This is a genomic window from Flavobacterium rhamnosiphilum, from assembly GCF_004349195.1.
GTDB lineage: Bacteria > Bacteroidota > Bacteroidia > Flavobacteriales > Flavobacteriaceae > Flavobacterium > Flavobacterium rhamnosiphilum.
Genome location: NZ_SMLG01000003.1, coordinates 178,930 through 204,329, shown reverse-complemented (window position 1 = coordinate 204,329; position 25,400 = coordinate 178,930). Strand labels below are relative to the sequence as shown.

The following is a 25,400-nucleotide window of genomic DNA, read 5'->3' as shown; positions in this document are numbered from 1 at the left end:
TCGTAAAAACTAAAACATTTTATTAATTTTTGATATTGTTATTGCAATCGACTTTCAACTAGAATAAATCTCTTGGATCTGTTAGTTTTCCAGTAACTGCAGCAGCAGCAGCCATAATTGGACTTGCCAATAATGTTCTTGAACCTGGACCTTGACGGCCCTCGAAGTTTCTGTTTGAAGTACTTACTGCATATTTTCCTGCGGGTACTTTATCATCATTCATTGCTAAACAAGCGGAACAACCTGGCTGACGCAATACAAAACCAGCTTCCGTAAGAATGTCCAAAAGGCCTTCTTCTTTAATTTGAGCTTCTACAACGTGTGACCCTGGAACTAACCAAGCTGTTACGTTATCTGCTTTTTGTCGCCCTTTTACAATTTCTGTAAAAGCTCTGAAATCTTCAATTCTACCATTGGTACAACTTCCCAAGAAAACAAAATCAATTGGCTTGCCAATCATTACGTCATTTTCTTCAAAACCCATATAGGCTAAAGATTTTTTGTATGTTTCGGTACCACCTTCCACTTGGTTAGCGTTTGGAATGTTTTTGGAAATACCAATTCCCATTCCAGGATTTGTACCATATGTAATCATCGGTTCAATATCTGAAGCGTTGATGTTCAATTCAGCATCAAAAACAGCATCTGCATCCGTTTTCAACGTTTTCCAATATTCAACTGCTTTTGTCCAAGCTTCACCTTTTGGAGCGTATAATCTTCCTTCTAAGAAATCGAATGTTTTTTGATCCGGAGCAATCATGCCACCACGAGCACCCATTTCGATACTCAGGTTGCAAACCGTCATACGGCCTTCCATAGACATGTTTTCAAAAACATCTCCGGCATATTCGGCAAAATATCCTGTACCTCCAGAAGTGGTTAATTGAGAAATAATATACAATGCAACGTCTTTTGGACCAACACCTTTACTTAATTCACCATTTACGTTGATACGCATTTTCTTTGGTTTTGGCTGCATGATACATTGTGTAGCCATCACCATTTCAACCTCAGAAGTTCCGATACCAAAAGCAATAGCGCCAAAGGCACCATGCGTTGAAGTATGGGAATCTCCACAAACAATAGTGGCACCCGGCAATGTAATTCCGTTTTCAGGACCTACAACGTGTACAATTCCATTTTTTTGGTGACCTAATCCCCAGTGAGAAATACCATATTCTGCTGCGTTGTCTTCTAATGCCTTAAGTTGATTAGCAGATAATGCATCTTGAACCGGTAAATGTTGATTTATAGTTGGTGTGTTGTGATCCGCAGTAGCAAAAGTGCGCTCTGGATATAATACTGAAATTCCTCTTTCTTTCAAACCTAAAAAAGCTACAGGACTAGTAACTTCATGGATGAAATGACGGTCAATAAAAAACACGTCTGGTCCATCTTCAATTTTACGCACCACGTGCGAATCCCATACTTTGTCAAATAATGTAGTACTCATTTTAATATGTTTTTAATGTATTTTTTTATAGCCAAGTTGGCTAAGATGATAACAATGAAAGCAAAACTAAAAAAAGAATCAAGTCTTTATTTTTTAATATTTCATTATATACGATACCCAAAACCGTATTAGGGTATTTCTTTGCTGATTTTTATCTTTTAAGCTTCTTTTTTAGTAGGGCAGTTTTTTATTTGGATACAATAAAAAATTAATTTTTTGAGTTTTTTGATATTTATCGAATCGCTAAAATAAGCTTCTAAAAAGCTGTTATAGTTGTGAATATTTAATTAAATAGAATAAAAATCAACTTTTTTTTAATTTTAAATTGACTATTTGAATTTTGTTGAAGTTGTTTTTAAACCTGATTTTCTTAGTAAATGGCATATTTTTTAGCTGTATTTCAGTATTTTTTTTTGATGAAATACTACGACATCCAAAAAATCAATACGTACTCTTTTTATCTTTTTAACAAGGTACTATCAAGATGATTTGTTGAAAGTGATTGTAGTTTTAACAGGAGAATAGTTCTGGAAAATAAATTTATTTTTTGTTGATAACTTACTTCTATTCTACTCTAAAAAAAACTAAATTTGAAATTCATTTTTTGCGATTTTTTTAAATCACAAACACTTCAACTCCAGATATGTACTTAATATTCGATACCGAAACTACAGGATTACCAAAGCGTTGGGGCGCTCCCATTTCAGATACGGATAACTGGCCGCGTTGTATTCAAATCGCTTGGCAGTTGCACGATGATATGGGAAAACTCATCGAGCATCAAGATTATTTGGTCAAGCCCGAAGGTTTTAATATTCCGTATGATGCGGAACGAATTCACGGTATTTCTACGGAACTGGCAGAAGCCGATGGTATTTCGTTGGCGGAAGTTTTAGAAAAATTCAATATTGCATTAGGTAAAGCCAAATTCATTGTAGGTCAGAATTTAGGTTTTGATATCAATATTATGGGTTGCGAGTTTTATAGAATGGGTGTAGAAAGCCAAATGAGTTCCATGCCAATTCTGGATACCTGTACTGAAGTAACCGCTTCTTTATTGAAATTGCCGGGTGGTCGTGGTGGTAAATTCAAGTTGCCTACGTTAACTGAATTACACTCTTATCTTTTTAATAAACCTTTTGGTGAAGCGCACAACGCGACTGCCGATGTCGAGGCAACTACGCGTTGTTTCTTGGAGTTAATTCGTCGTGATGTTTTCACAAAAGAGGAACTGGATGTTCCAGCCAGTTATTTTCAAGACTTTCAAAGTAAGAATCCAAGTGAGATTAAACTCATTGGGTTAAAACATATCAATCTCAAGGAAGCGTCCGATAAAATCCGTCAGCAGTTTGGTGAAAAACAAGCGCCAGCCGTTTCAAGAGAAGAACTTTCTGAGAATAAAAAGGTACTTATTGATGCACCTTTTGTGCATTTGCACAATCACACGCAGTTCTCGGTGTTGCAATCGACCATTAGTATTGCGGCATTGGTAAAAGCAGCGGCACAACAAAAAATGCCTGCGGTTGCCATGACGGATCATGCGAATTTGATGGGTGCTTTTCATTTTGTCCGCGATATTTTATATCATAATAAGGCGGCTGAAGCCAAGAATAAAGCGGCAATAGAAAATGGTGAAGAACCTACCGAAGTTCCAATGAAACCAATTGTAGGTTGCGAATTTTTTGTTTGTGATGATCATAAAAACAAGTCAGTAAAAGACAATGGCTACCAAATAGTACTTTTGGCGAAGACCAAAAAAGGCTATCATAATTTGGCTAAAATGTCTTCCATCGCGTATACCGAAGGATTTTATTATGTGCCAAGAATCGACAGGAAAGTCATTCAGGAATTCAAAGAAGATATTATTGTTTTGTCTGGAAATCTTTATGGTGAAATCCCAAATAAGATTTTAAATATTGGTGAAAACCAAGCCGAAGAAGCGTTGCTTTGGTGGAAGAACGAATTCAAGGAAGATTTTTACATTGAGGTGATGCGTCACAATCAAGAAGATGAAAATCGGGTGAATGCGTCTTTGATTTCATTGGCAAGAAAGCATGAGGTCAAAATTATTGCGACAAACAATACCTTTTATATAGACAAGGAGAATTCGAATGCACACGATATTTTGCTTTGTGTGCGTGACGGTGAAAAGCAAACTACGCCAATAGGTCGTGGTCGTGGCTATCGTTATGGTTTGCCCAATCAGGAATACTATTTCAAGTCGGGAGAGGAGATGAAACAGCTTTTTGCGGATTTACCGGAAGCGATTTCGAATCTTTCGGAGATTGTGGATAAAATTGAAATTTTCGATTTAGCGCGGGAAGTTTTATTGCCAAAATTTGAAATCCCAGTTGAATTTAATAATCCCGAAGATGAAAAAGATGGCGGAGTACGAGGTGAAAATGCGTATTTAAGGCATCTTACTTTTGAAGGAGCCAATCGGAGATATCCTGTAATCACCGAAGAAATTCAGGAACGATTGGATTTTGAATTGTTGACGATATCCAATTCTGGATATCCGGGTTATTTTCTGATTGTACAGGATTTAATTGCCGAGGCGAGAAGTATGGGTGTTTCGGTAGGGCCGGGAAGGGGATCTGCGGCAGGATCCGTGGTGGCATATTGTTTGAAAATAACCAATATCGACCCATTGATGTACAACCTGCTTTTTGAGCGTTTCCTGAATCCCGATCGTGTGTCACTACCCGATATTGATATCGATTTTGATGATGAAGGACGAAGCAGTGTAATGGATTATGTGATTCGAAAATACGGTTCGAAACAAGTGGCGCAAATTATCACGTATGGTAAAATGGCAACAAAATCAGCGATTCGGGATACGGCTCGTGTATTGGATTTACCTTTGTTCGAAGCGGATAAAATTGCCAAGTTGATTCCGGGCATGATGCCGTCTAAATGGAATTTAGCGCGTTTCCTGAATGAAAAAGAAGATGTAATTAAGAAAGCGGTTCGTCCGGAAGAATACGATAAAATAAAAGAATTAATAGGTCTTGCAAGTGAAAGCGATTTGGGTGGAGAAACCATTCAGCAAGCCAAAGTTTTAGAGGGGAATTTAAGAAATACTGGGATTCATGCTTGTGGAGTAATTATTACGCCAAGCGACATTACCAATTTTGTTCCTGTGGCTACCGCCAAAGATTCTGATTTGTACGTGACTCAGTTTGATAACTCGGTGGTGGAAAGTGCCGGTTTGTTGAAGATGGACTTCTTGGGTTTGAAAACCCTGACCCTGATAAAAGATACCGTTAAATTGGTAAAATACAGAACGGGAATTGACTTAAATCCCGATGAATTCCCAATTGATGATTTGAAGACGTATGAGCTTTTTCAACGCGGAGAAACAGTAGGGATTTTCCAGTATGAGAGTCCGGGGATGCAAAAATACATGAAGGAATTGAAGCCGACGGTTTTTCCCGATTTAATTGCCATGAATGCTTTGTATCGTCCGGGACCGATTGCTTATATTCCGAGTTTTGTAAAAAGAAAAAACGGCGAGGAGGAAATTATTTATGACCTTGAAGCTTGCGAAGAATTACTAAAAGACACGTACGGAATTACCGTTTACCAAGAACAGGTAATGCTTTTGTCCCAAAAACTGGCGGATTTTTCCAAGGGTGATGCCGACGTTTTGCGTAAAGCGATGGGAAAAAAGCAAAAGGACGTTCTGGATAAAATGAAGCCTAAATTTATCAGTCAGGCTGCCGCCAAAGGTCATGCCGAAGATAAACTGGAGAAAATATGGAAAGACTGGGAAGCTTTTGCGGAATATGCCTTTAATAAATCGCACTCGACTTGTTATGCCTGGATTGCGTATCAAACGGCATTTTTGAAAGCGAATTATCCTGCCGAATATATGGCTGCGGTTTTGTCTAATAATATGAGTGACATCAAGCAGGTTTCTTTCTTTATGGAGGAATGCAAGCGCATGGGATTACAAGTTTTAGGGCCTGATGTAAATGAGTCGTTTTACAAGTTTACCGTAAACGATGATTATGCGGTTCGTTTTGGAATGGGCGCCATAAAAGGTGTGGGTTCTGGAGCTGTGGCAACGATAGTCGAAAATAGAAAAGACGGAAAATACAAATCGGTTTTTGATTTGACTAAACGCATCGATTTACGCGCAGCAAATAAAAAGGCGCTTGAGAATTTAATTTTAGCAGGTGGATTCGATTCGTTTTTAGGGACAACAAGAGCACAATATTTTCATGATGATGGCGATGGAATTACCTTTTACGAAAAATCCATACGATATGGGTCTAAGTTTCAGGAAAATGAGAATTCCTCTCAAGTAAGTTTGTTTGGGGATACCAGCGAAGTGCAAATTGAAGAGCCTATTGTGCCGCCATGCGAGGATTGGAGTACGATGGAAAAATTGGCTAAAGAGAAGGAAGTTGTTGGGATTTATATCTCGGGACATCCGCTGGATGATTACAAATTTGAAATGAAATATTTTTGTAATGCCAGACTTGAGGCGCTTAAAAACATGGAACTCCATGTTAGTAAAAACTTGACTTTTGGAGGGATTATCAATAACGTACAACATCGTGTGGCTAAAAATGGAAAAGGTTGGGGTATGTTTACATTAGAAGGGTATGATGAAAGTTATGAGTTTAGAATTTTTGGAGAAGAGTATTTAAAGTTCCGCCATTTCTTTATTCAAAATAATTTTACGTTCATGAAAGTGTTGGTGAAAGAAGGCTGGACAGACCGCGATACCGGGAAAAAAGGTGAGCCAAGACTGCAATTTGTGGAGGTAAAGCAATTGCAAGATGTGTTAGAGACCTTCGCTAGAAAATTAGTTGTGCTGTTGAATATTGCAGATTTAGAAGCTGATTTTATCCATAGATTGAGTCATCTTTTTCAAGAGAATAAAGGAGAAAACACCGTGACATTTGAAATCATGGAATTGGAAAAAATTAAACGAATTGTGGAGAATGAGCCTGTTGTGGTAGAAAATGAAGAGGCTGTTTTTGTTGATGAAAGTGATGATGTTGAAGCATCGGTGCTTGAAGTTCCTGAAATAAATAGTACTACAGAAGTCGAAGAAATAAAAGTGGTAACCAAACTAACCATGGCCAGCAGGAAATTAAAAATCAAAATTTCGAATGAGTTGTTAGTGGAACTGGAGAAAATGCAGATTAACTTTAAGTTGAATTAAATTAAGGTTTTATTCAATACTCGACAATAGCACAAACGCTGCCTGTGACTATTTTCTTCACATATTATTGGCAGTAGTATTTTATTAATTATGGATATCAAAAAACAACAAGAAGACTTAGTTACTTCAATTAAGAACGAATTATCATTAAAGAGTAAAATTTATAAACCTTCTTTGTATTTAGATTCTGTTTGGTTTCAACCTAAGACAGGACGGTTTTTATTTAATGATACCTTCAAAAGATATGAAATCGTCGAGCCGCTTATTGAATGTGGGGTGTTGATTTTTAAAGGAATTGAAAATCACCAAGATGAAAAAATGTTGAGATATGTACTTTCTTTGAATGAAAATAATCAAATTTTGAAGAATCCTAATCTATTTGAATAATATTCGTTTTTATAAATTATAAAATTGAATCGACTTTTTTAAGAAAATTAAGGCGATAATACCGTTAGTTTCGAAATTATGGAATTGGAAAAAACCAGGCGTTTGGTTGAGGTTGCCCCAGTTTTATTAGAAGCCAATGAAGAAGCTGTTTTTGTTGATGAAAGTGATGATGTTGAAGTATCGGTGCTTGAAGTTCCTGAAATAAATAGTACTACAGAAGTCGAAGAAATAAAAGTGGTGACCAAACTAAGCATGGCCAGCAGAAAATTAAAAATCAAAATTTCGAATGAATTGTTAGTGGAACTGGAGAAAATGCAGATTAACTTTAAGTTGAATTGAATTTTTTAACAGTTAAATTTTAATTGTAACTTTTATTTTTTAGTTAAATATTTACTATGCACGCATACTTTTAGCTTAAATTCCGAGTATAATAATGATTGTTCTTTTGTGATGCTAAAGCATCTGTGAAATTTGTCTTAAATTATTTATGTTTGTATAAATTAATTAAGAATAAAATTATGAAAAAGAACCTGTTTTTATTGGGATTTATGGCTTGTACCATGACTATGGTAGCGCAAACTGAAAAAAAAGAAAGTTGGTATTTTAAATTAGGCGGATCTTATTTTGTTCAAACTGCTGCTACTGAATTTCCTACTGTAGGAGGTAACGCTGCATTAAGTAAAGTTTATGTTGGAGGTGAATTAGTTTCGGAAGAAAGCGTTACAGGTTCTTTTGGAGAAGGTTTTCGTACTGGTGGTACAGTTGGGTACCGTTTTACAGATCGTTTGGGTCTAGAAATGGGAATCAATTACTATAACAGTAATGATAAAACAATGGTTAAGAGAGTAGATGATGGAGTGACTACCTTAAAATCTGTTGGTCAAATAACGGCTTTTGATTTGGCTCCGGCTATTGTGTTGTTTTTGGGTGAAGTAAAAGGATTTGAGACCTATTCTAAAGTAGGAGTGATTGTTCCAATTCATGGAGATTTAACAATCGAAACGAATGCAGTTGCTGCTCCGGGAGTAAATGTTTTTAGTAAAGATGTTATCAGACCAAAACCAACCGTAGGTTTTCAAGCAGCATTAGGTACATCTTATAAATTAGCTAAAAATCTATCAGCTTTTGCAGAATTGGAATACCGCAATTTTACGGTACATGGAAAAGATAAAGAAACTACTGAATTTACTGTTAATGGAACGGATCGATTAAGTACGCGTAACACTTCTCAGGTGCATTCTAATTATACAGATCGTTTAGACAGTAATTCTAATAACGCTCAATTTAATACTGTAGACTCAACGAAACCAATGGATGAATTGAGTTCTTATGTTGGAATCAGTGGGTTGGGATTAACTCTTGGTTTGAAATATAGTCTATAATCAAGTACAATTGAAATAGAATGAAGACCTTCTGAAAAGAGGGTCTTTTTTTGTGGTCTAAACGTTTTGAAATCCCCAAATGTCATAGCCCTGATGGAAGCGGCATCCTTTTTCTTTTTTCTTTAAAAAGGAAAAGATACAGCGTACAGCAGGAAGTAGCTCCTAATTGTTGTAATTTTGAATGGATTGAAACAGGGTGATAAGAATTGACAATGTATTAATAGTCAAAACTAATTTACGAATAGTGTTTGGTTTGTTTTTAATTTCTAAATTTGTAATCGAGTTTGAGACTTTAAATATTCAAACGATAAACTTTAAATATAAAATTATGGCATTAGCAATAACAGACGCTACTTTTGAAGAAGTAGTTTTGAAATCAACACAACCAGTAATGGTGGATTTTTGGGCAGCATGGTGTGGACCTTGTAGAATGGTTGGGCCAATCATTGACGAACTAAGCAACGAGTACGCAGGGAAAGTAGTGATAGGAAAAGTAGATGTAGATGCAAACCAAGAATTTGCTGCTAAATACGGAGTGAGAAATATCCCAACAGTGTTGGTTTTTCATAACGGTGAAGTAGTAGGGAAACAAGTAGGGGTTGCTCCGAAACAAACTTACGCTGATAGTTTAGACGCTTTGTTGTAATCGGTAGATTATGATTTATATAGAATCTGAAAAGATTCAAATAAAAGGTTTGGCGAAAGTCAAGCCTTTTTTTTGGTTTAAAGCCTAAAGCAGCAAGTCATCAAGTTTTAAAGTCCTATCTCTATGTCTCTTAGTTTTAAAAAATATATTCGTTCATCAACAATGAGATTTAGAGATTTAGAGTGAATTAGCGGTTGTACTATTTTCTTTTCAATCTTTAAATTTTTAAATCGTTCAATCTTTTAATATATTTGGAATATGAAGATCGAATCGCAAATAGAGAAAATTTCCAGTTTTCAGCATCTGGAGTTGCTGGCCAATCAGGTGGTGGAAGGTTTTATTTCAGGCATGCATAAAAGTCCTTTTCATGGATTTTCGGCTGAATTTGCTGAACATAAAGTCTATAACGTAGGGGAAAGCACAAAGCACATTGATTGGAAGTTATTTGCTAAAACGGATCGTTTGTATACCAAACGCTTCGAGGAAGAGACTAATTTGCGGTGTCATATTATTATCGATAATTCCTCATCGATGCATTATCCGAAACTAAAAGACAGTCAGCATTTTTTTGAGAATAAGATTGGGTTTTCGGTTTTGGCTTCGGCGGTTTTAATGAATCTTTTAAAGAAGCAACGCGATGCTGTGGGAATAAGTGTGTTTTCGGATACATACGAGTACTACGCGCCTGAAAAAGGCAGTGATCGCCATCATCGAATGATCTTAAATACACTTGAAGGACTTTTAGAGAAACCTGTGGTCAAAAAAAGTACCGATACAATTACATTTTTGCATCAAATAGCCGAGAAAATCCACCGCCGTTCGATGATTATCTTATTTACGGATATGTTTCAATCCGGTAATGAAGAAGCGCTGTTTAATGCGCTGCAACATTTAAAACACAATAAGCATAAAGTGGTCTTGTTTCATGTTGTTGATAACAAAACGGAGTTAAATTTTGACTTTGATAACGCTCCAAGGAAGTTTGTTGATGTGGAAACGGGAGAAGAAATAGCTGTTTTTGCCGATAATGTCAAAGAAGAATACGAAAAACAGGTAGAAAGTTACTTTAAGAAATTGGCGCTGACCTGTTCTCAAAACCGAATAAAGTACATTCCGGTAAGCGTTGGGGAAAGTTTTGAAAAAATTTTAATGACTTACTTGGTTGAGAAACAAAACTTTGGATAACAGGGTAGAATTTTATTGAATATTTTTTCGAAAAAGGCTTGCGCAAACGGAAATCTATTGTATCTTTGCCACCGCAATAACGCAGAGGTTTGGTAGTTCAGTTGGTTAGAATACATGCCTGTCACGCATGGGGTCGCGGGTTCGAGTCCCGTCCAGACCGCAATATTGGGAAAAGCCTTTCGTAACAGAAAGGCTTTTTTGCCCAATTACGGTATCGAAAGCTAGTTGTGTTGTTTGGTCGGCCTTGTAAGCTGACCGGGTTTAGTAGTTAGACCAATGAAAAGCTTTCCACTTTTGTGGATAGCTTTTTTGATTAAATAGCAGGTTTGGTAGTTCAGTTGGTTAGAATACATGCCTGTCACGCATGGGGTCGCGGGTTCGAGTCCCGTCCAGACCGCTAATCCCGACAGCTATCGGGAGAAGAAAGCCTTTCTGTAACGGAAAGGCTTTTTTATTTTAGGGTATTTGTAAATTAAAACAATCCGGATCTATTTTGCCATACAATCCAGACAAACAATCCCAAATACATTACACAAACCACAAACTTCATAAAGCTGGAAGCCAGAAAACCTACAAAGGAACCTGCGGCTGCTTTCAAAGCCCGATTATGGTCTTTAAAATCATAAATAAGTTCTCCTATTAGCGCACCAACAAAAGGGCCGATAATGAAGCCAAAAGGGACAGGAGCAAGAATTCCAACAATCAAACCGATGTTTGTTCCCCAAATACCATACGAGCTTCCACCAAATCTCCTGGTTCCTTTAGCCGGAATCACATAATCTAAAATCGATATGATTACAGTGATCAATAACGCAATTCCTAAAATCCAATAATTAGCCGGAACAGCATTCGTAAAATACAGTAATGCCAATCCGACCCAACTGATGCCAGGTCCGGGTAAAACCGGTAAAAAACTACCAAAAATGCCTAAAATCACACACATAAAACCAAGAACCAAAAGCAGTACATCCATAAATTTATTTTTAGTAATTTTGAAAACACAAAAGCAACACTTAACCAGCTTATGAAAAGGATTAAATTAATCATTTTATTTTCGATTATGTTCTTTTTCGCTTTTTCTTCTTGGACTGTAAATGCCCAGGAAAAAATTGCAAATAGCAATGATGTCTTTTTAAAGGAGGCTATCTACAACGAGAATAGAGTAAAAGTATTAAATTTTTCTTTGAAAGAGTTTGATGCGCTTTTTTTTGAGTTTTCCGATAAAAAATCAAATCCCAATTTAGTATTGACAAAGGAGGAATTCTATAACTATACGATTCAGATTGCTATTTTTTCAGACAGATTGGCGACTTTGTATCCAGATCAAAAAGAAATCGCAGCCGAAAACAAAAAGAAATGGTTTGCTGAAAACTACGAAGATTATTTGCTTTCGAAAGCCTCTCAAAAAAAATAATTGTATTTTTATAGAATATTAGTCTAATTCAAAAACAAAACCTTGAAGCAGTATTACCTCTTTTTAGTATTTATATTTTTTAATTCCTGTCAATACTTTGACAAGCAAATCCCTTCGGAAAAGGAATTGTTGCAAAAGGAACTGAAATCCATCAACTGGAAAGAAGTCGATGAATACCCATCGGTAGTAGATTGTGAAAAAATAGAAGATAAAAAACAACGCCAACAATGTTTTTTCGAAGTTTTAACGCAGCTGATTCAGGAGAAATTGAGCGTTGACACCCTTTCTATCCTCTATCCTGAACTGGATACGATTGAAGTAAAGGTTACTGTTTTTCCAAATGCAACGATGCAATTCGAGCCTCAATTTCCAAAAGATTCCGTTGCCTACGATAAAATCAAAATTGACAGTATTCTTAAAGTCCGTTTGGTTGATTTTCCAAAAATTAACCCCGCCATCAAACGCGGAATTCCGGTAAAAACACAATTTATTCTTCCGGTGATTTTAAAAGTGGAGTAGTTTTTGGAGCTATTTCCAGCTGTTCACTGTATCTTTTTCTTTTTAAAGAAAAAAGAAAAAGGATGCCGTTTCCATCTGGGCTAGGGTTTAGTGTAAAACTATAAGTGTAGTTGTCCGTACATCTGAAATGCTTCGCCAGTTCGCTATCGCTCGGGTCAAAAATCGTTAATAAAAAATCTGCAATCAAAATTTTCTCCCTTTCCATTCGTATTTTCCAAACAACGAATACAAAGCCACGCTCGTACTAAAAAAAGGATAGAACAAACTGCTCAAAATCAAATACTGCATTTTGGTTTTGGTTAAAAAACAATTGGTTTTGTAAATCAAAATGGCATCAACAAGAAATTTTAAAAGGAACAGCAAAACTATATTTTGAAACGGAGTAACGCCTAACACCCAGCACCCGGCACCTATAACCAAACCCAAATTTCCCGCAAATACTAACAATCCCAATCCTTTCCCAAAAGTGCTTTGATACGAGCTTGTTTTGGATGCCCAACGAACGCGCTGATAAAATAGCGACTTCCAATCATCCAGTGGTTTTGTGATGACAATATTGTTTTGAGATTTTAGATAATGTACTTTCTCAGGAAAACGGACAATTGCTTTTTGCAATAGGAAAACATCATCGCCGCTGGCAATTCCATCATTTCCTTCGAAACCATTCAGCTCTTGAAAAAAGGATTTGGTATACGCAAAGTTGGCGCCATTGCACATGAATCCTTTGTTGATGCCAAAACTCCCAATGGTTGCGCCTTGTAAACTCGCCAAATCCAATTGCTGAAAATGATGCAAAAACGAATCCTTGTAATCATACGTTACCGCGCCTGCAATCATAGCAACATCATGAAGCTGAATGTAATTATCTAGGGTCAATAACCAGTTTTCATTGACCACACAATCTGCATCTGTAGTAATAATCCAGTCCGTATTTACGATTTGCATCGCAGTTACAATCGCATCTTTTTTGGGTGAATTTGAAATTCGAATGTTCTTTATTATTTGAACGTTGTCTCTCGACTGCGCTCGAGATGACAATGGAAAAGTGAACTCTTCTTCGGATTCATCATCGACTAAAATCACTTCGAACAATTCCATCGGATAATTCAGCTTCGACAAATTTTCTAATAAAACAGGCAGATTTTCGGCTTCATTCCGGAAAGGAACAATAATTGAGAATTTTGTTTTTGGCGTTACCCCAGTATATTCAATTGTATTCACTTTGGTGAAGCCATAAATCAGGAAGGCAATCGCCAGGTAATACAGGATTATAACGAAGTACAAAACAAAAATCATATTGGATTTTTAGTTTTAAAATTCAACACATAATAACTGCCAACCATTACCGGTAAGACGACATTCAGAAACCACATAAGTGTGGTTATAAAAATCACAATCCATTCGTTTACGCCAAGAATTCCGAAGAAATATACAGCCACACTTCCTTTTACAGCAAAGTCCAAAAACTGAAAAGTTGGTAAGGACGAAGCTAAAAAATATACACTTGTAATCGTGGCAATGGCCGTTAAATAAGGCAAGTCAACATCAAAAGCCAGAAATAGAAAGTAGTATTGGTGCGAGAAAACCAGAAAACGACAAATCGCCAAAAAGATATTTTTTTGATGAATGGGTTTTGGGATTTCGTTAATCTTATGAATCAGTCTTTCTATGGAATAGCCTTTGACGGTAATTTTTTTGACCGAAAATAAAACAATGAAAAGGAGTATTAGAATTCCAAAAAGTAGCGCTACCGTTTTTGTGGTAATCACATTGTATTGCGCATTGAAATACAACAACCCTAAAATTCCAAAAATAACGGTCAATATCATTTGGATTCCGTTGCAAATCAGGTTCAAGAAAATCACTTTTTTAGTGTTTGATTTATCGAAAAATAATGCTTTTCCGGCATATTCTCCAACTCCATTCGGCGTAAAAAGTCCCGCGGTTAATGCGCCAAGAACTTGTTTTGTTGCTTCTCCCAAAGATATTTTATGGATAAATTCGACTAAGTTTTGCCATTTTAAGATTTCAAAAAACCGATTCAAAACACTCAATAACAAAATAAAGGCGATTCCGCCAATGGATTGGTTTTTCTGGAATAAAATGATGAATTTCTGCCAATCCAGTTTGTCGTTGTTGGCCAATTGATCGTAAATAAAATAAAAGGCCCCACCTACAATCAAAAGTTTGATTAGAAGTACGAGGAATTGCTTAGTTTTGTGTGGAATTGTAATCATTACTGCAAAATAACAAATTAAAATTGGCAAACGAACGCATCATATTAGGAATTGACCCAGGAACGACGATTATGGGTTTTGGATTGATAAAAATTGTCAATAAAAAAATGGAGTTTTTGCAATTGAATGAACTGCAATTATCCAAATATGACAATCATTATCAAAAACTGAAAATCATTTTTGAACGCACGATTGAATTAATCGATACACATAATCCAGATGAAATTGCAATCGAAGCGCCTTTCTTTGGTAAAAACGTGCAATCGATGCTGAAGTTAGGACGAGCGCAAGGCGTGGCTATGGCAGCGGGACTTTCGAGGGATATTCCGATTACTGAATACGAGCCCAAGAAAATAAAAATGGCAATTACCGGCAACGGAAACGCCAGTAAAGAGCAAGTCGCCAAAATGCTTCAGCAACTTTTAGGTTTGAAAGAGTTGCCTAAAAATCTTGACAGTACCGATGGATTGGCAGCTGCAGTTTGTCATTTTTTCAATTCCGGAAAAGTGGTTGGGGAAAAAAGTTATACTGGTTGGGATGCTTTTGTGAAGAATAATGAAAATAGAATTAAAAAGTAGAATTTATGTCAGATAGTATACATTTTTTGGGGGATAATGCGATAAATAAACCTGAAGAAGATTTGTTTAATTTTAAACATTATGCTGAAAAAGTTCAAAAATTAATTCAATTAAATTCTGGTAATACAGAACCTATTACTATAGGTATTTATGGGAAATGGGGAGAAGGTAAAACTTCATTTTTAAATTTAATCGAAAATAAAATTGATCACTTTGAAAAAAAAGAAGGAGATAAAGAATATTTAAAATTTCATTTCAATCCTTGGAGATATTCCAGTGAAGATGAGATGTTATTTGATTTTTTTGACTCACTATCAAAAAATTTTTATGTAAAGGAAAATACAAATCTTCAAGAAGTTGGTAAATGGATTTCAAAGTATAGTAAATACTTAAAAGCTATAAAAATTTCTGCGACTGTTGGAATTCCAAAAATTTTTAATAGCAAAGTTTCGTTTGATGTTAATGAGATTTTTCAAGCTTTAGGAGAGGATTTGGAAGGTGATAAATTAACACTTGATTCATTAAAAGATAAAGTAAATGAAGCAATAAAGAAAGTCAATTTTAAAGTTGTCGTTTTTATCGATGATTTAGATAGGTTGGATAAAGAAGAGATTTATACTATTTTAAAATTAATTAAGTTAAACGCTAACTTTGATAATTTTATTTTTATAGTTAATCTAGATAGTGAACAAGTAGCAAAGGCGATAAAACATAGGTATGGTGACGAAATTTTAGATGGAAAGTTGTTTTTGGAAAAAATCATTAATATACCTATTAATTTACCAAAGATTGAGAATGAAGATTTACAATTTTTCTTTGAAACAAAATTTAGCAAGTTGATTAACCTGCTTGTTTTTAATGATTTTGAAAGCAGAAAAAATGAAGTTGATGAAATTAAACAAGGTTTTTCAGCACAATTTTTCAAATCGCCTAGAGAAATCATAAGAGTGTTAAACGGTTTTTTTATAGGTGCATTTTCATTGGGAGATGAAATAAATTTAAGAGATTTATTTTGGATAGAGTGGCTTAAAATTAAAAACGTGAAACTATATGATAAAATAAAATCGTATAATTCATCTGATTCAGAAAGTTTTTTTACTGGTCAAAATGAAATTATTGATTTTAATGATAAGTTTGATATGGACGCTGGTAAAACTGTTAATCGCGGTGAGTATTTGAAAGGAACAAGGGAAAAGTTAGTAAAGGAATTTGAAGAATATAAGTGGATTGTCGATTTGCTATTTCCAAATCAAAATAATATAGGACAAGGAATGAAATTTGTTTATGATACGAATCTAAATATTAATTCTACTTTGCATTTTGACAAATATTTTTCATATCATACTGAGAGGAAGGTGAAAAACACAAACCTTTTAAAACTCAAAGAGCAAATAATTAATAAAAAATCTTCTGATTTATTAATAAGTATTAAAGAATTATTTTCAAAAAAAATTGAAAATCAAAAGTCTTTATATAGCCTTGAGAATGTTATAAAATCAATGAACATAATTGAAAATAGAAATTTTTTATTTGATTTTTTATTCAAAAATATTGATGTAATTCCAGAAGCTCAAAAAGATATGTTTGAACAGGATTATAGGTCAAGAATAATAAAATTAATAGGCAGACAATTAAATGATGATAAAGAAAACAATAATGAAAAAATCACTATTGAATTAGCTAATAATTTATCCGATTTAGATCAGCTTTTAAATTTTATAATTTCTTTTGATGAAAAAAAATCATTTAAAAAAAATATAGAACTTCTTTTTCTTAAAAAATCAAAAGAGCGATTAGGTGACGAAATTGCTTTCTACAAAGATTCTGAAAAAATATTGAATAGATGGTTTTTGGATTTTTGGCATAAATATGAGCCTGAAGTGTTTAAAGACTATATTGACAAAAGCCTTACTAATATCGATAATATAAAACATTTAATAAGAAACTTTTCAGTAATATTTAATGGCAAGAAGTTTGGGGCTTTGTCAAAAGAGAAGTATGATTATATGGGAGAAATTATCAATTCAGATTTTCTTTTTTCTAAAATTCAAGAATTTGATAACAAAATGATTGAAACTGTTGACATTAGTAAATTTGAATTTGATAATTATGATGAATCAACATTAGAATTCAATATTAAGCAATTTATTTATTGGTATAAAAAAGAACAAGAATTAAAAGAACAAGAATTATATCTTGCAGCTTTTGGAAAAATTAAACCATGAGCGGAATCTATATTCATATCCCTTTTTGCAAACAGGCGTGTCATTACTGCGACTTCCATTTTTCGACTTCGATGAAGAAGAAAGAAGAAATGGTTTTGGCTATTGCCAAAGAAATTCAAATGCGCAAAAGTGAGTTTGAAAATGAAGAAATCGAGACCATTTATTTTGGTGGTGGAACGCCAAGTGTTTTAACTTCTGAAGAAATTAATTTTTTGATAAGCGAAATATATAAAAATTATTCTGTTTCAGAAAATCCCGAAATTACACTGGAAGCCAATCCTGATGATTTATCAAGCGAACGAATAATTGAATTGTCTAAAAGTAAAATCAACCGATTAAGTATCGGAATTCAGTCTTTCTTCGAAGAAGATTTACAACTGATGAATCGTGCTCATAATTCGGCTGAAGCCAAAAAATGTTTGGAAGAAGCCACCAAGTATTTCGATAATATTTCCCTTGATTTGATTTACGGAATTCCAGGAATGAGCAACGAGAAATGGAAACAAAATATTGAAACAGCTTTGAGTTTTGGGATTCCTCATATTTCGAGCTACGCTTTGACGGTGGAGCCTAAAACCGCTTTGAATAAATTGATTCAAACGGGAAAAATTGAGGCTCCTAAAGATGAAGTCGCGCAAGAGCATTTTGCTATTTTGGTGGAAACACTCGAAGCCAATGATTTTATTCATTATGAATTATCGAATTTTGGTAAGGAAAATTATTTTTCTAAGAATAATTCGGCATATTGGTTAGGGAAAAAATACATTGGAATTGGTCCTTCGGCACACAGTTATGATGGTGTTTCGAGAAGTTGGAATGTTTCGAATAATTCCATTTATTTGAAATCTATTCAAGAAAATAAACTGCCAAACGAAATAGAAATCCTTTCGATTACAGATCGATACAATGAATATATTATGACGGGTTTGCGAACGATTTGGGGTGTTTCTTTGGATAGAATTGAAACCGAATTTGGAAGTGAATATTTGGAATATTTGAATAAACAAGTATGGAAATTCCTTGATGACGATTTAGTTTTTATCGAAAACAATATCTTGAAACCAACTCCAAAAGGAAAATTTTTGACAGATGGAATTGCATCAGATTTATTTTACTTAAATTTGGAATAACATATAACCACTAAGAACACAAAGATGGCGCAAAGTCCACTATGCTTTGTGATCTTGGTGTTAATCTTAGTGCCCTTTGTGGTTAAATAATTATGATTGCAACTATTGATAACTTCAAAGTCGATTTGTCAAAACCCATTGATATTTCGATTCCGTTAACGAATACGGATGAGAATCCAATTGCTTGGTATATCGATAAACCGGTAATTGAACCCGTGGTTTTTGGGGATTGGATAGGCAAAGTTTCGGAAGGAAAGTCATCTACCAATTTTAATAATATTTTCTTCAATCCACACGGACACGGAACCCACACCGAATGCCTGGGTCATATTACACGAGAGTTTTACAGTATTAATCAATCGTTGAAACAGTTTTTCTTTTTGGCAGAATTGATTTCGGTTGTACCGGAAATACAAGGAGAAGATTTGGTGATAACTAAAAATCAAATTGAAAACAGTTTGGAGGGAAAAACTCCTGAAGCAATAATTATTAGAACTCTTCCTAATTTTAAAATAAAAAAATCTTTAAAATATTCGAATACGAATCCGCCTTATCTGGATAAAGATGCTGCGTTATTCATTCGCGAAAGCGGGATTAAGCATTTACTGATTGATTTGCCTAGTGTCGATAAAGAAAAAGATGATGGGAAATTATTGGCGCACAAAGCATTTTGGAATGTAACCGATGTCAACAATCTGAATGCTGATGCACGATTGGATTGCACGATTACGGAATTAATTTTTGTTGCAGATGAGGTGAAAGATGGCTGTTATTTACTGAATTTACAAATTGCATCTTTTGAGAATGATGCGAGTCCCAGTAAACCCATTCTTTATGATTTAAGATTTTTGAATGCAGAGTAACAATTACAGATTTCTAAAAAATCAAGAATCACTATTCTTAAATCAAAAATCATTTTATGAACTTAGAAACGTATTACAAATATTGCTTGTCTAAAAAAGGAGTGACGGAACATTTTCCTTTTGATGAAGATACATTGGTATTTAAAGTGGGCGGAAAAATGTTTGCATTATCGTCTTTAAGCCAATGGGAAAAAGGACAGCCATCAGTCAATTTAAAATGTGATCCGGAGCGTGCTCAGGAATTACGTGCTGAATACGATGCTATTCAGCCGGGTTTTCACATGAGTAAAATTCATTGGAATACAATTGCGATGAATACATCAGTTTCGGATGCCCTTGTCAAAGAGTTGATCGATCATTCCTACGAATTGGTTTTCAAAAGTTTAACAAAGAAATTGCAGAGCGAAATTCAAGAATTAGAAAATTAGGCATTACTTTTGCGAAGAAATTCAGAATAAAAATTATAAACACATACTGAAATAAATTCAGCATATCATATGAAAGAACAATTTAAGAAGTTTTTAAACGAAGAACAAGACCCAAAAGCTATTGAAAAAATCGCTTCAAAATTGAGTGATTTATTGATGAAGAATGAAGAAATCGGATATATTGCTGTTCAAAAAAAACCAGCGATTACTGTTTTGCCGGATAGTATCGTGATGACGAATAAGAGAATTATCATTTGTCAACCAAAAAATCTGGGACTTTCAATGAATTTTATTGATTATACTTGGGACGAGATTGAAGGAACTTTTGTAAAAGAAAATATTCTGGGTTCAGAGTTTTCTTTTACAACCAGAACCAACATGGAAGTTTCCATTGATTATATTCCTAAAATCCAAGCGCGAAAAATTTTCACTTACGCCAAAGAACAATTGGATATATTGAAAGTTGGGTCTGTATTAAACGCAACCATGATGGATGAAGTTCCGGTTGTTTCAATGGAAGAAGTTGAAGTCATTGAAGAAATGGAAACGGAAGAAGTAACTAGTTTCGCTGAAATAATGACTATTTCACAACCAAATTTCACTGCTGAAAATCAAGAATTCGAAGAAATTGCAATACCATCAAAAGATAAATCTTTAAGCGATTTATCGCAAGATGAACTTTTTGAAAAATTACAGAATTATAAAAAACTCCTTGATAACGGATTGATTTTACAAGGCGAATATGATGCTTTCAAAAAAGAAATTTTGAGTCATATGTAGTTTTAACCGCAAAGAACGCTAAGGAAATAAATAATAGAAAACCCGACACTTGATAGTTGTCGGGTTTTGTTTTTATTATAATGTTCTCTTTTGCTTTTCTATAAAATTATTGGATTGTAATTCTAATAAATCGGTTGCATTTTTTCGTTGCAAATCATACAATCTCTTATCGCCCGCAATATCTCCATAGACTTTGTCGTGCATAGCGGCACTTGTTTTTACTAACAAACCACGTTGGTATTTGTCTTGTTCGATTGTTGCTTTTAGTGCCGTTTCTAAATCCTCCAATTTATAATCGTATTCGCCTTTTGGAGACAATAGTTTGGCAATAATTGGAGACGTTTCTATGGCTAAAAATAACAACATGATGAAAAATGAAGGCAGCCAAGGCAATTTATTCAACGCATTGATCCGTGCCATTAAACCGTCAAATCCGTCAATAATAGGTTGGGTTTCGGTAATTTTTTTGTCTAAATCGGTTTGGAGGGTTTTGGAATTTTTCTCCATTTCAGCAATTTTAGCCAAGTTAGTTTTTTGTAAGGTGTCCAGTTCTTTCTTTACCAAATCATGTTTGGCAATTTTTTCTTTAAAAACAGGACCTTTACCTAGTTTTTTGGTTCCAGCAGTTCCTTCTGCCTCTGTGATATAAGTTTCATAGAGTGTATTGACTTCTTTTTCTTTCTTGGTAATTTCCGATTTCAAATTGGCTATTTCGGCTTTGTTCTTGTCTAAATCCGATTTGAAATAATTCGCCACTTCCTTTTTGTTACTCAAAGCCATGGCATTTTTTTCTTTCAATAAAACCGTATTGATTTCTTTTTCGAAGATTTTAATTTCCAATGGTTTCGAAATTACGATTGCAATGATTACCGCTAAAATAATTCGGGGAGTTGCCTGCAGAAATTCACTTCCAAATTGGTCTCTTTTTCGAATAGTGGAAACAATAAAACGATCCAAATTGAAAATAAGTAAACTCCAAACGATACCAAACGCGATTGCAGGATAAACACTGTCAAAAACGGTAAACAGTGCATAAGCACTGGCAATAAAAGCCATGACGGCGGTGAAGAAAACGGTGGCGCCAATACCAACATATTTGGTTTGTTCGCCTTCGGAGCAGCCTTCTAGAAGGTCTTTGTCAGCTCCGGAACAAAGGATAAAAAATTGTTTTAACATGATTGATTTTTTTGATTGATTGATGGTTGCAAATTTAACGCCAAAAAATGAATATTGGTATAAATAGTTGATATGTTTTTATTTAGCCTTTTGTGTATAAAAAAAGAGCCGCTCTTTACGAACGGCTCTATTGGTTTTTGAATTAATATTAACTTAAGCTAATGGTGCTCCTGCCATAATTTCGGCATTGGCAAATTCTTCAAACTTGGCGAAGTTAGCTTTAAATTTTTGAGCTAATTCCACCGCTTTTTTATCGTATAATTCGGGATCTTCCCACGTGTTTCTAGGATTTAATATTTCATTAGGAACATTTGGACAGGTTTGCGGTTTTGCAATCCCAAATACTTTGTGATTCTCATACGCTACATTGTCCAATTCTCCGTTTAAAGCAGCGGTAATCATGGCACGCGTGTATTTTAATTTCATTCTGCTTCCTATTCCATAAGGACCGCCAGTCCAACCAGTATTGATTAACCAAACTTTTACATTTGCATCTTTCATTTTTTTACTCAACATTTCAGCATATTTTGTTGGGTGCAATGGCATAAAAGGCGCACCAAAACAAGCAGAAAAATTAGGCTGAGGTTCTGTAATTCCAGCTTCTGTACCCGCAACTTTTGCTGTGTAACCAGAAATAAAATGGTACGCAGCCTGTCCAGGAGTCAGTTTTGAGATAGGAGGCAAAATACCATAAGCATCGGCAGTTAGGAAGAAAATATTTTTAGGGTTTTTTCCAATAGATCCCGGTTGAATATTATCGATATGATCAATCGGATAACTTACTCTAGTGTTTTGTGTTATGGAAACATCTTGAAAATCTACTTCATTAGTTCCTTTTTTGAATACCACATTTTCTAAAATGGCTCCTTTTTTTATAGCTCTAAAAATATCCGGTTCATTCTCTTCAGAAAGGTTTATGACTTTTGCATAACAACCGCCTTCAAAATTAAAAACAGTGTTTTCATTGGTCCAGCCATGCTCATCATCACCAATTAATTTTCTGTTTGGATCTGCTGATAACGTTGTTTTTCCGGTTCCTGATAATCCAAAGAAAATGGCCGTATCACCGTCTTTTCCAACATTGGCACTACAGTGCATTGGCAACGTGTTTTTGAAAACTGGTAAAATGAAATTCAAAGCAGAAAATATACCTTTTTTCATTTCTCCTGTATACCCGGTTCCGCCTATCAAAACTACTTTTCTTGTAAAGTCTAGAATCGCAAAATTGCTTTGACGAGTTCCGTCAACTGCAGGGTCTGCCATAAAGCTAGGCACGCAAAGTAAAGTCCATTCTGGGCTAAATTTTGCTAATTCTTCCTGTTCAGGTCTTAAAAACATATTGTAACAAAATAAATTTGCCCAAGGTGTTTCTGTAATTACGCGAACATTCAATCTATAATTTGGATCAGAGCACACATAAGAGTCTCTAACGAAAATTTCTTTGTTGGATAAATAAGAAGTGACTTTATTGTATAGCACTTCAAAAGCAGTTGGCTCAAAAGGAATGTTTACTTTCCCCCACCAAACTTGATTTTCACTGATGCTGTCTTTTACTATATATCGGTCTTGCGGTGAACGGCCTGTGTATTCTCCTGTATTTACGGCTAATGCTCCAGTAGAACTTTCAATTCCTTGACCTGATTTTATTGTTATGTCGTGTAATTCTTCAGGGGATAACTGGTAATGAATTTTTGCATTTTCAATTCCTAATTCTTTTAACGAAATCGATTGCGAGAAAAGCGTGTTGTTGTCCATAAATTTATTGTTGTGTAGTTTCTTTTTTATAGACTGCAAAAGTAGAAATTATATTTCAGATAGCCTTTGATTCTTCTAATTTTGTGATTTTTTATTCATAATATTCATCAATAAAACGCCCCAGGCCAGTATTAATAGGAGTCCGCCAATAGGAGTCACGAATCCTATAATTTTAAAATCAAAAGAAGTAAGATTGTTTGTCGCTAATAGATAAATTGATCCAGAGAATAAAATTACACCAAAAAGAACCAAAAAATAGATTGCTTTTTTTGCTTTTTGAGGAATGTCTTTCATTAGTCCAATAAACAATAAAAACAAGGCATGGTACATTTGGTAGCGCACACCGGTTTCAAAAGTAGCTAATTGTTCCATAGGTAGTACTTTTTTTAGGGCATGTGCGCCAAAAGCACCAAGAATTATAGCAATCATCCCTAAAACAGCACCTGTTGAAATTATCTTTCTATCCATTTTTTCTTGTTTTAATACAAAAGTATCTCATCTGTATTTAAATTAAAAGTGTTTTATGAGATACTTTTAATAGGGATTGATTTAGCAGGTGTTGAATTTTTTGCTATTTATGGAAAATTTTAACAACGCTATTTGTTATAAATACAACAATTTTGTATGTTTGTGTTATAATTATAAAAAATGAGAACAATTTTAATCATTGGAGCAGGAAGGTCAGCTTCGTCTTTGATACAGTATCTTCTAAATAAATCTGAAAAAGAGAATCTGCATGTTGTTATTGGTGATTTGTCATTGGCATTAGCTCAAAAAAAGACAAATAACCATCCCAATGCAACGGCGATTGCCTTAGATATTTTTGATGAAAATCAAAGAAAAGAAGCGATTCAAAAAGCTAATATTGTTATTTCAATGTTGCCGGCTCATTTACATATCGAAGTGGCTAGGGATTGTATTGTTTACAAAAAACATTTGGTTACCGCTTCTTACGTGAGTGATGCCATGCAGGAATTAGATGCTGCGGCCAAAGAGAATAATCTGATTTTCATGAATGAAATTGGGCTTGATCCTGGGATTGACCACATGAGTGCGATGAAAGTGATTGATGAAATAAAAGAAAAAGGCGGAGAATTGCTTCTTTTTGAATCTTTTTGTGGTGGACTTGTTGCTCCGGAATCAGATACGAATCTTTGGAATTATAAATTTACCTGGGCACCTCGTAATGTAGTTCTTGCCGGTCAGGGTGGAGCAGCCAAATTTATTCAGGAAGGAACATACAAGTACATTCCGTATTGTAATTTATTCCGCAGGACGGAGTTTCTGGAAGTGGAAGGGTATGGACGATTTGAAGCGTATTCGAATCGGGATTCCCTAAAATACAAAAGTGTGTATGGTTTAGATAATGTGCTTACTTTATATAGAGGAACAATTCGGAGAGTTGGTTTTTCCAAAGCTTGGAATATGTTTGTGCAATTAGGAATGACGGATGACAGTTACATCATGGAAGATTCAGAGACCATGAGTTACAGAGAATTTGTGAATTCATTTTTGCCGTATCACCCAACGGATTCAGTAGAAATTAAAACGCGTTTGATTCTGAAGATTGACCAAGATGACATCATGTGGGACAAACTTTTAGAATTGGACTTGTTCAATCGTACTAAAATAGTAGGCTTGAAGAATGCTACTCCGGCTCAAATATTGGAGAAAATCCTCAATGACAGTTGGACACTTCAACCTAAAGATAAAGATATGATTGTCATGTATCACAAGTTTGGATACGAATTAAATGGCAAAAAAGAACAAATAGATTCAAAAATGGTTTGTATTGGCGACGATCAAACGTATACAGCCATGGCTAAAACTGTAGGTTTGCCGGTTGCAATGGCGACTTTATTAATACTGAATGGTACCATTACGACTCCGGGAGTTCAATTGCCTATCCGTAAAGAAGTGTATGTACCTATTTTGAAAGAATTAGAAGAATATGGCGTTGTTTTCAAGGAACAATCCATGTCGTATTTAGGATATAATCCTGATAAAGAGCTTAGTTAGTAGTTTTTTAGATTTTTAGTTTGATAAATCCGCTCCTTTTGAAG

At 34.8% G+C, this 25,400-nt stretch carries 22 protein-coding genes and 2 tRNA genes; 17 read left to right on the top strand and 7 right to left on the bottom strand.

Features of this window, described 5'->3' with window-relative positions:
* Window positions 1-58: 58 nt before the first annotated feature.
* Window positions 59-1,453: a 3-isopropylmalate dehydratase large subunit gene (gene leuC / locus E0I26_RS05945; RefSeq protein ID WP_131915579.1), complete on the bottom strand. Its 1,395-nt coding sequence runs from the start codon at window positions 1,451-1,453 to the stop codon at window positions 59-61.
* A gap of 643 nt (window positions 1,454-2,096) precedes the next feature.
* On the opposite strand from leuC, the gene dnaE reads away from it, so the two are divergent.
* The 8 genes from dnaE to E0I26_RS05905 all read left to right on the top strand — a co-directional run bounded on the left by dnaE (window position 2,097) and on the right by E0I26_RS05905 (window position 10,629).
* A complete protein-coding gene (gene dnaE, locus E0I26_RS05940) occupies window positions 2,097-6,632 on the top strand; it encodes a DNA polymerase III subunit alpha (protein ID WP_131915578.1) in 4,536 nt (1,511 codons plus the stop codon).
* A 90-nt stretch (window positions 6,633-6,722) separates the two neighbouring features.
* Entirely contained in the window at window positions 6,723-7,019 is a 297-nt protein-coding gene (locus E0I26_RS05935) for a hypothetical protein (RefSeq protein WP_131915577.1), read from the top strand.
* Between the two features lie 78 nt (window positions 7,020-7,097).
* A complete protein-coding gene (locus tag E0I26_RS05930; RefSeq protein WP_131915576.1) occupies window positions 7,098-7,358 on the top strand; it encodes a hypothetical protein in 261 nt (86 codons plus the stop codon).
* A gap of 179 nt (window positions 7,359-7,537) precedes the next feature.
* A complete protein-coding gene (locus E0I26_RS05925; RefSeq protein ID WP_131915575.1) occupies window positions 7,538-8,401 on the top strand; it encodes an outer membrane beta-barrel protein in 864 nt (287 codons plus the stop codon).
* Between the two features lie 328 nt (window positions 8,402-8,729).
* Window positions 8,730-9,047, top strand: coding sequence for a thioredoxin (gene trxA, locus E0I26_RS05920; protein ID WP_131915574.1), 318 nt, complete (start codon window positions 8,730-8,732; stop codon window positions 9,045-9,047).
* A gap of 258 nt (window positions 9,048-9,305) precedes the next feature.
* A complete protein-coding gene (locus E0I26_RS05915) occupies window positions 9,306-10,232 on the top strand; it encodes a DUF58 domain-containing protein (protein ID WP_131915573.1) in 927 nt (308 codons plus the stop codon).
* An 86-nt stretch (window positions 10,233-10,318) separates the two neighbouring features.
* Window positions 10,319-10,392 (top strand) — tRNA-Asp (locus E0I26_RS05910).
* A gap of 163 nt (window positions 10,393-10,555) precedes the next feature.
* Window positions 10,556-10,629: transfer RNA gene (locus tag E0I26_RS05905), tRNA-Asp, on the top strand.
* A gap of 75 nt (window positions 10,630-10,704) precedes the next feature.
* On the opposite strand, the gene E0I26_RS05900 is transcribed toward E0I26_RS05905, so the two are convergent.
* On the bottom strand, window positions 10,705-11,205 hold the full coding sequence (locus tag E0I26_RS05900) for a DUF456 domain-containing protein (protein WP_131915572.1): 501 nt from the start codon (window positions 11,203-11,205) through the stop codon (window positions 10,705-10,707).
* A gap of 51 nt (window positions 11,206-11,256) precedes the next feature.
* On the opposite strand from E0I26_RS05900, the gene E0I26_RS05895 reads away from it, so the two are divergent.
* Both E0I26_RS05895 and E0I26_RS05890 read left to right on the top strand, forming a co-directional pair.
* A complete protein-coding gene (locus E0I26_RS05895) occupies window positions 11,257-11,646 on the top strand; it encodes a hypothetical protein (protein WP_131915571.1) in 390 nt (129 codons plus the stop codon).
* Window positions 11,647-11,688: 42 nt separating this feature from the next.
* Window positions 11,689-12,165: a hypothetical protein gene (locus E0I26_RS05890; protein ID WP_131915570.1), complete on the top strand. Its 477-nt coding sequence runs from the start codon at window positions 11,689-11,691 to the stop codon at window positions 12,163-12,165.
* 183 nt (window positions 12,166-12,348) lie between these two features.
* Here the strand turns inward: E0I26_RS05890 and E0I26_RS05885 are convergent, their stop codons facing one another.
* Both E0I26_RS05885 and E0I26_RS05880 read right to left on the bottom strand, forming a co-directional pair.
* Entirely contained in the window at window positions 12,349-13,461 is a 1,113-nt protein-coding gene (locus E0I26_RS05885; protein WP_131915569.1) for a glycosyltransferase family 2 protein, read from the bottom strand.
* Window positions 13,458-14,402, bottom strand: coding sequence for a lysylphosphatidylglycerol synthase domain-containing protein (locus E0I26_RS05880; RefSeq protein WP_131915568.1), 945 nt, complete (start codon window positions 14,400-14,402; stop codon window positions 13,458-13,460). Before E0I26_RS05880 ends, E0I26_RS05885 begins: the two co-directional genes overlap by 4 nt.
* Window positions 14,403-14,425: 23 nt before the next feature.
* Here E0I26_RS05880 and ruvC point away from each other — a divergent pair, with 23 nt between their 5' ends.
* From ruvC to E0I26_RS05850, 6 genes are all read left to right on the top strand, one after another.
* Complete coding sequence (gene ruvC, locus E0I26_RS05875; RefSeq protein ID WP_131915567.1) at window positions 14,426-14,980, top strand: crossover junction endodeoxyribonuclease RuvC; 555 nt, start codon at window positions 14,426-14,428, stop codon at window positions 14,978-14,980.
* A gap of 5 nt (window positions 14,981-14,985) precedes the next feature.
* Complete coding sequence (locus E0I26_RS05870) at window positions 14,986-17,205, top strand: KAP family P-loop NTPase fold protein (protein WP_131915566.1); 2,220 nt, start codon at window positions 14,986-14,988, stop codon at window positions 17,203-17,205.
* Complete coding sequence (hemW, locus tag E0I26_RS05865; RefSeq protein ID WP_131915565.1) at window positions 17,202-18,335, top strand: radical SAM family heme chaperone HemW; 1,134 nt, start codon at window positions 17,202-17,204, stop codon at window positions 18,333-18,335. The genes E0I26_RS05870 and hemW overlap by 4 nt, the downstream gene beginning before the upstream one ends.
* A gap of 92 nt (window positions 18,336-18,427) precedes the next feature.
* Window positions 18,428-19,198 (top strand): cyclase family protein, encoded by a 771-nt coding sequence (locus E0I26_RS05860; RefSeq protein ID WP_131915564.1) that lies wholly within the window; start codon window positions 18,428-18,430, stop codon window positions 19,196-19,198.
* A 56-nt stretch (window positions 19,199-19,254) separates the two neighbouring features.
* Window positions 19,255-19,626, top strand: coding sequence for an MmcQ/YjbR family DNA-binding protein (locus E0I26_RS05855; RefSeq protein ID WP_131915563.1), 372 nt, complete (start codon window positions 19,255-19,257; stop codon window positions 19,624-19,626).
* Between the two features lie 69 nt (window positions 19,627-19,695).
* Window positions 19,696-20,406 carry a PH domain-containing protein gene (locus E0I26_RS05850; protein ID WP_131915562.1) on the top strand — a complete coding sequence of 237 codons (711 nt, stop codon included), beginning with the start codon at window positions 19,696-19,698 and terminating at the stop codon, window positions 20,404-20,406.
* A 75-nt stretch (window positions 20,407-20,481) separates the two neighbouring features.
* On the opposite strand, the gene E0I26_RS05845 is transcribed toward E0I26_RS05850, so the two are convergent.
* The 3 genes from E0I26_RS05845 to E0I26_RS05835 form a co-directional block, all read right to left on the bottom strand.
* Entirely contained in the window at window positions 20,482-21,582 is a 1,101-nt protein-coding gene (locus tag E0I26_RS05845; RefSeq protein WP_131915561.1) for a DUF4407 domain-containing protein, read from the bottom strand.
* Window positions 21,583-21,735: 153 nt separating this feature from the next.
* Window positions 21,736-23,337: a phosphoenolpyruvate carboxykinase (ATP) gene (gene pckA / locus E0I26_RS05840; protein ID WP_131915560.1), complete on the bottom strand. Its 1,602-nt coding sequence runs from the start codon at window positions 23,335-23,337 to the stop codon at window positions 21,736-21,738.
* Between the two features lie 75 nt (window positions 23,338-23,412).
* Window positions 23,413-23,805, bottom strand: coding sequence for a DUF423 domain-containing protein (locus E0I26_RS05835; protein WP_131915559.1), 393 nt, complete (start codon window positions 23,803-23,805; stop codon window positions 23,413-23,415).
* Between the two features lie 180 nt (window positions 23,806-23,985).
* On the opposite strand from E0I26_RS05835, the gene E0I26_RS05830 reads away from it, so the two are divergent.
* Window positions 23,986-25,356 carry a saccharopine dehydrogenase family protein gene (locus E0I26_RS05830; RefSeq protein ID WP_131915558.1) on the top strand — a complete coding sequence of 457 codons (1,371 nt, stop codon included), beginning with the start codon at window positions 23,986-23,988 and terminating at the stop codon, window positions 25,354-25,356.
* Window positions 25,357-25,400: the final 44 nt, after the last annotated feature.

Excerpts from the sequence above, each read along its gene's own strand:
- E0I26_RS05860 (WP_131915564.1), top strand. The coding sequence starts at position 18,428 with ATGATTGCAACTATTGATAACTTCAAAGTCGATTTGTCAAAACCCATT.
- E0I26_RS05835 (WP_131915559.1), bottom strand. The coding sequence starts at position 23,805 with ATGGATAGAAAGATAATTTCAACAGGTGCTGTTTTAGGGATGATTGCT.
- pckA (WP_131915560.1), bottom strand. The coding sequence starts at position 23,337 with ATGGACAACAACACGCTTTTCTCGCAATCGATTTCGTTAAAAGAATTA.
- hemW (WP_131915565.1), top strand. The coding sequence starts at position 17,202 with ATGAGCGGAATCTATATTCATATCCCTTTTTGCAAACAGGCGTGTCAT.
- E0I26_RS05830 (WP_131915558.1), top strand. The coding sequence starts at position 23,986 with ATGAGAACAATTTTAATCATTGGAGCAGGAAGGTCAGCTTCGTCTTTG.
- E0I26_RS05850 (WP_131915562.1), top strand. The coding sequence starts at position 19,696 with ATGAAAGAACAATTTAAGAAGTTTTTAAACGAAGAACAAGACCCAAAA.
- dnaE (WP_131915578.1), top strand. The coding sequence starts at position 2,097 with ATGTACTTAATATTCGATACCGAAACTACAGGATTACCAAAGCGTTGG.
- E0I26_RS05855 (WP_131915563.1), top strand. The coding sequence starts at position 19,255 with ATGAACTTAGAAACGTATTACAAATATTGCTTGTCTAAAAAAGGAGTG.
- E0I26_RS05870 (WP_131915566.1), top strand. The coding sequence starts at position 14,986 with ATGTCAGATAGTATACATTTTTTGGGGGATAATGCGATAAATAAACCT.
- E0I26_RS05915 (WP_131915573.1), top strand. The coding sequence starts at position 9,306 with ATGAAGATCGAATCGCAAATAGAGAAAATTTCCAGTTTTCAGCATCTG.
- E0I26_RS05925 (WP_131915575.1), top strand. The coding sequence starts at position 7,538 with ATGAAAAAGAACCTGTTTTTATTGGGATTTATGGCTTGTACCATGACT.
- E0I26_RS05895 (WP_131915571.1), top strand. The coding sequence starts at position 11,257 with ATGAAAAGGATTAAATTAATCATTTTATTTTCGATTATGTTCTTTTTC.
- E0I26_RS05885 (WP_131915569.1), bottom strand. The coding sequence starts at position 13,461 with ATGATTTTTGTTTTGTACTTCGTTATAATCCTGTATTACCTGGCGATT.
- trxA (WP_131915574.1), top strand. The coding sequence starts at position 8,730 with ATGGCATTAGCAATAACAGACGCTACTTTTGAAGAAGTAGTTTTGAAA.
- E0I26_RS05935 (WP_131915577.1), top strand. The coding sequence starts at position 6,723 with ATGGATATCAAAAAACAACAAGAAGACTTAGTTACTTCAATTAAGAAC.
- E0I26_RS05930 (WP_131915576.1), top strand. The coding sequence starts at position 7,098 with ATGGAATTGGAAAAAACCAGGCGTTTGGTTGAGGTTGCCCCAGTTTTA.
- E0I26_RS05880 (WP_131915568.1), bottom strand. The coding sequence starts at position 14,402 with ATGATTACAATTCCACACAAAACTAAGCAATTCCTCGTACTTCTAATC.
- E0I26_RS05845 (WP_131915561.1), bottom strand. The coding sequence starts at position 21,582 with ATGTTAAAACAATTTTTTATCCTTTGTTCCGGAGCTGACAAAGACCTT.
- E0I26_RS05900 (WP_131915572.1), bottom strand. The coding sequence starts at position 11,205 with ATGGATGTACTGCTTTTGGTTCTTGGTTTTATGTGTGTGATTTTAGGC.
- leuC (WP_131915579.1), bottom strand. The coding sequence starts at position 1,453 with ATGAGTACTACATTATTTGACAAAGTATGGGATTCGCACGTGGTGCGT.